The sequence below is a fragment of the Streptomyces sp. NPDC004610 genome (assembly GCF_040609715.1).
In the GTDB taxonomy this organism is placed as follows: Bacteria; Actinomycetota; Actinomycetes; order Streptomycetales; family Streptomycetaceae; genus Streptomyces.
The window spans coordinates 1-4,831 of sequence record NZ_JBEXLA010000086.1; the positions used below are offsets into that span (position 1 = coordinate 1).

The window sequence follows — 4,831 nt, forward strand, 5'->3', positions numbered from 1 at the left end:
CCACCCTCGACAACCCCACCCCCCACCTCCCCTTCACCTTCACCGACATCACCCTCCACACCCCACCCCCCACCGGCCCCGTCCAGGCACACATCAACACCGCGACAGGCGGCATCACCCTGCTCGGCGCGGACGGGGAGGTGTTCGCCCGGATCGAGGGCGTGGACCTGCGCCCGGCGCAGACGACCGACTCCGCCGCGCTGCACACCCTGGACTGGGTGGAGCAGGAGACACGACAGGACGACGACGACACCTCCCGCTGGGTGCTGATCGAAACCGACGCGCCCCACTCGGCACCGGCCGACGCATACCCCACCACCCACCCCGACCTGGCCTCACTGCCCACCACCGAGCCCATCACCGCCGTCCTACCCCTCACCACCGCTGCCGCCGACGCCCCGCGCGCGGCTCTCGACTCCGTCCGGGCCTGGGTGTCCGCGCCGCAGCACGCCGGGAGCCGGCTCGTGGTGGTCACCGAGGGCGGTGCGCCGTACGCGGCGGCGGCCCGGGGGCTGCTGCTGTCGGCGGTCACCGAGCATCCGGGGCGGCTGCTGGTCGCGGACCTGGATGCCGACCCTCGGTCCTGGCGGGCGCTGCCCGAGGCGCTGGCCGAGGGGGAGCCGCAGGTCAGGATCAGGGCGGGCCGGGTATCGGTACCCCGGCTGCGGCCGGTGACGCCGGGCGGGACCGGGGGGTCCCCGGCGTCCGCCGCCTTCGGGCCCGAGGGCACGGTCCTGGTGACCGGTGGCACCGGGCGCCTGGGCGGTCTGCTCGCCCGGCATCTCGTCGAGCACCATGGCGTACGGCACTTGCTGCTGATGAGCCGTCAGGGTCAGGCGGCTCCGGGGGCGAACGAGTTGGCCGCCGAGCTGGCGGCGGCGGGTGCCGAGGTCAGGATCGTGGCCTGCGACGCCGCCGACCGGGAGGCACTGGGCGCGGTGCTGGCCGCCGTACCGCAGGCGCAGCCGCTGGCCGGGGTGGTGCATACGGCCGGGGTGCTGGACGACGGTGTGGTGGAGCAGTTGACGGCGGAGCGGCTGGAGCGGGTGTGGCGGCCGAAGGCGGCGGCGGCTCTGCTGCTGGACGAGCTGACCCGGGATCTGGAGCTGCGGGCGTTCGTCCTGTTCTCGTCGGTGTCCGGGCTGATCGGTGCCGCCGGGCAGGCCAACTACGCCGGCGCCAACGCCTTCCTGGACGCCCTCGCCGCCCGGCGCCGGGAGTCGGGGCGCCCGGCGACCTCGCTGGCGTGGGGGCTGTGGGGCGGTGAGGGCGGTATGGCCGGGGCGCTGGGCGCGCAGGATGTGGCCCGGTTCGCGCAGGTCGGGGTGGCGCCGCTCGATCCCCGGGAGGCGCTCGCGCTGTTCGACGCGGCGGTGGCCCGTCCCGAGGCGCTGCTGTCGCCGCTGCGGCTGGACCGGGGGGCGCTGCGGTCCCGGGTGGCGGCCGGGGAGCCGGTGCCTGCGGTGCTGCGGGGTCTGGTGGGAGGTGCGGTGGGCTCGGCCCGGCCGCCGGTTGCCGGTTCCGGGGCGTCGGCCCTGGCGGGGCGGCTGGCCGGGGCGTCCCCGGTGGAGCGCAGGCGGCTGCTCACCGAGTTGGTGCGGAACCGGGCGGCGGAGGTGCTGGGGTTCGCGGAGCGCGGCGGCATCGCGGTGGACCGCACCTTCAAGGAACTGGGCTTCGACTCACTGACCTCGGTGGAACTGCGCAACCGCCTGAACTCGGCGACCGGGCTGCGGCTTCCGGCCCCGGTCATCTTCGACCACCCGACCCCGGAGTCCCTGGCGGACCATCTGACCGACCTGCTCCAGCCGGAGCAACGCCCACAGGCACCGGTCGTAACCACCCCTCGATCGGACGACGATGACGATCTCATCGCCGTGGTGGGCATCGGCTGCCGCTTCCCCGGCGGCATCACCACCCCCGACCAACTCTGGCAACTCCTCGCCGACGGCAACCACGCCATCACCGACTTCCCCACCAACCGAGGCTGGCCCACCGACCTCCACCACCCAGACCCCCACCACCCCGGCACCACCTACACCCACAAAGGCGGCTTCCTCCACGACGCCGACCAATTCGACGCAGAATTCTTCGGCATCTCCCCCAGAGAAGCCCTCGCCATGGACCCCCAACAACGCAGCCTCCTCGAAACCGCCTGGCACACCCTCGAACACGCCAGAATCAACCCCACCACCCTCCACAACACCCCCACCGGCGTCTTCGTGGGCCTGATGTACCACGACTACGCCCCGGCGGCCGGGCAGATGCCGGACGACCTGGAAGGGCTGCTGCTCACCGGGAACCTGGGGAGTGTGCTGTCGGGCAGGCTGGCGTACCACTTCGGCTTCACCGGCCCCGCACTCACCCTCGACACCGCCTGCTCCTCCTCCCTGGTCGCCCTGCACACCGCAGTCCAAGCCCTCCGCAACAAGGAATGCACCCTCGCCCTCGCCGGCGGCACCACCATCATGTCCACCCCCGGCACCTTCATCGAATTCAGCCGACTCCAAGGACTCTCCCCCGACGGACACTGCCGCTCCTTCTCCACCCACGCCAACGGCACCGGCTGGTCCGAAGGCACCGCACTCCTCCTCCTCGAACCCCTCACCCAAGCCAGAAAAAACAACCACACCATCCACGCCCTCATCCGAGCCACCCACACCAACCAAGACGGACCCTCCAACGGACTCACCGCACCCAACGGCCAAGCCCAACAACACCTCATCACCCACACCCTCACCACCGCCCACCTCACCCCCCACGACATCGACGCCATCGAAGCCCACGGCACCGCCACCCCCCTCGGCGACCCCATCGAGATCCAGGCCCTGCACGCCACCTACGGACAGGACCGGGAGCGTCCGCTGTGGCTCGGGTCGCTGAAGTCGAACCTGGGTCATATGCAGGCGGCGGCCGGGGTCGGCGGCGTCATCAAGATGATCGAGGCGATGCGCCACGAGACCCTCCCGCGCACCCTCCACGCCGAGGAACCGACCGAGCACTTCGACTGGGACGCCAGCCCGATCCGGTTGCTCGGCGAGGCCCAGCCCTGGCCGCGTGACCCGGACCGGCCGCGTCGCGCCGCCGTCTCCTCCTTCGGCATCAGCGGCACCAACGCCCACCTCATCCTCGAAGAACCCCCAGCCACCCCTACCGCCACCCCCGAACCCACCACCCCACCACCCCTCACCCCCTACATCCTCACCGCCCGCACCCCCGCCGCCCTCCACACCCACGCCCAGCAACTCCACACCCACCTCACCACCCACCACCCCCACCCCACCCACACCGCCCACACCCTCACCACCCGCACCCACCACCCCCACCGAGCCGTCATCCTCACCCCCGACCACCCCGAAGCCCCCCTCACCCACCTGACCACCGGCACCCCCCACCCCCACCTCACCACCACCCCCGAGCCCGCCCGGTCCCGTAAGCCGGTGTTCGTGTTCCCGGGGCAGGGATCGCAGTGGGAGGGCATGGCGAGGGAGCTGATGGACACCTCGGAGGTGTTCGCGGCGACGATGCGGGACTGTGCCCACGCCCTCGCGCCGCACACCGACTGGGAGTTGACGGCGGTGGTGACCGGGGCGCCCGGTGCGGCGTCCCTGGACCGGGTGGACGTGGTCCAGCCGGCGCTGTTCGCGACGATGGTGTCGCTGGCGGCGGTCTGGCGGTCGTACGGGGTCGAGCCTTCGGCCGTGGTGGGGCATTCGCAGGGGGAGATCGCCGCCGCGTGTGTGGCGGGGATCCTGTCGCTGGAGGACGCGGCGCGGGTCGTGGCGCTGCGCAGCCGGGCTCTGCTGCGGCTGGCGGGGCGCGGCGGGATGATGTCGGTGCCGCTGCCGACGGACGAGGTCCGGGCGCGGCTGGAGCGCTGGGCGGGGCGGTTGTCGGTGGCGGCGGTCAATGGGCCCCGGTCGACGGTGGTCTCGGGCGCGGCGGACGCGATCACCGCGCTGCACGAGGAACTGACCGGGGCCGGGGTGAAGGCGCGGGTCATCCCGGTGGACTACGCCTCGCACTCGGCGCAGGTGGACGAGGTGCGGGCGGAGCTGGCCGGTTCGCTGGCCGGGATCGTGCCGGGCCCGGCGCGGGTGCCGCTGTTCTCCACGGTCACCGGTGACTGGCTGCCCGAGGGGGCGGCCGACACCGCCTACTGGTTCCGCAATCTGCGGGACACGGTACGGCTGGAGGAGGCGGTGCGGCGGCTGCTGGACGAGCAGTTCGACGCGTTCCTGGAGATGAGCCCGCATCCGGTGCTGACGGTGGGGGTGCAGGAGACGGTGGACGAGGCCGGGTCCGATGCCGTGGTGGGCGGGTCGCTCCGCCGGGACCAGGGCGGGTCGGCTCAGTTGCTGACGTCGATGGCGCAGGCGTTCGTGCGCGGGGTCGAGGTCGACTGGACGCGGCACTTCGCGGGCACCCAGGCCCGGCACATCGACCTCCCCCACTACCCCTTCCAGCGGCAACGGCACTGGCTGACGACCCCCGTGGCCGCCCCGGCGGTCACCGGGCTCACCCCGACCGACCATCCGTTCCTGACCGCCACGACCGAACTGCCCCACACCGGGGCCACCCTCTTCACCGGCGCCATCGACCCCGACCGGCACCCCTGGCTGGCGGACCACACCATCAACGGGACCCCTCTCCTCCCCGGCACCGCACTCCTGGACCTGGCCCTCCACGCCACCGCAGCATCCACACACATCGAGGAACTCACCCTCACCACCCCCGTCCCCCTCACCACCCCCCTCGACCTCCAAGTCCACCTCACCCCCACCACCCTCACCATCCACACCCGCCCCACCCACACCAACACCCCCTGGAC

1 protein-coding gene is annotated in these 4,831 nt (G+C 72.7%); it reads left to right on the top strand.

Annotated features, from left to right (window positions below; genetic code table 11):
* Nucleotides 1-4,831, top strand: a 4,831-nt coding sequence (locus tag ABZX40_RS41425) for a type I polyketide synthase (protein WP_355751391.1), incomplete at both ends; no start/stop codon positions are given.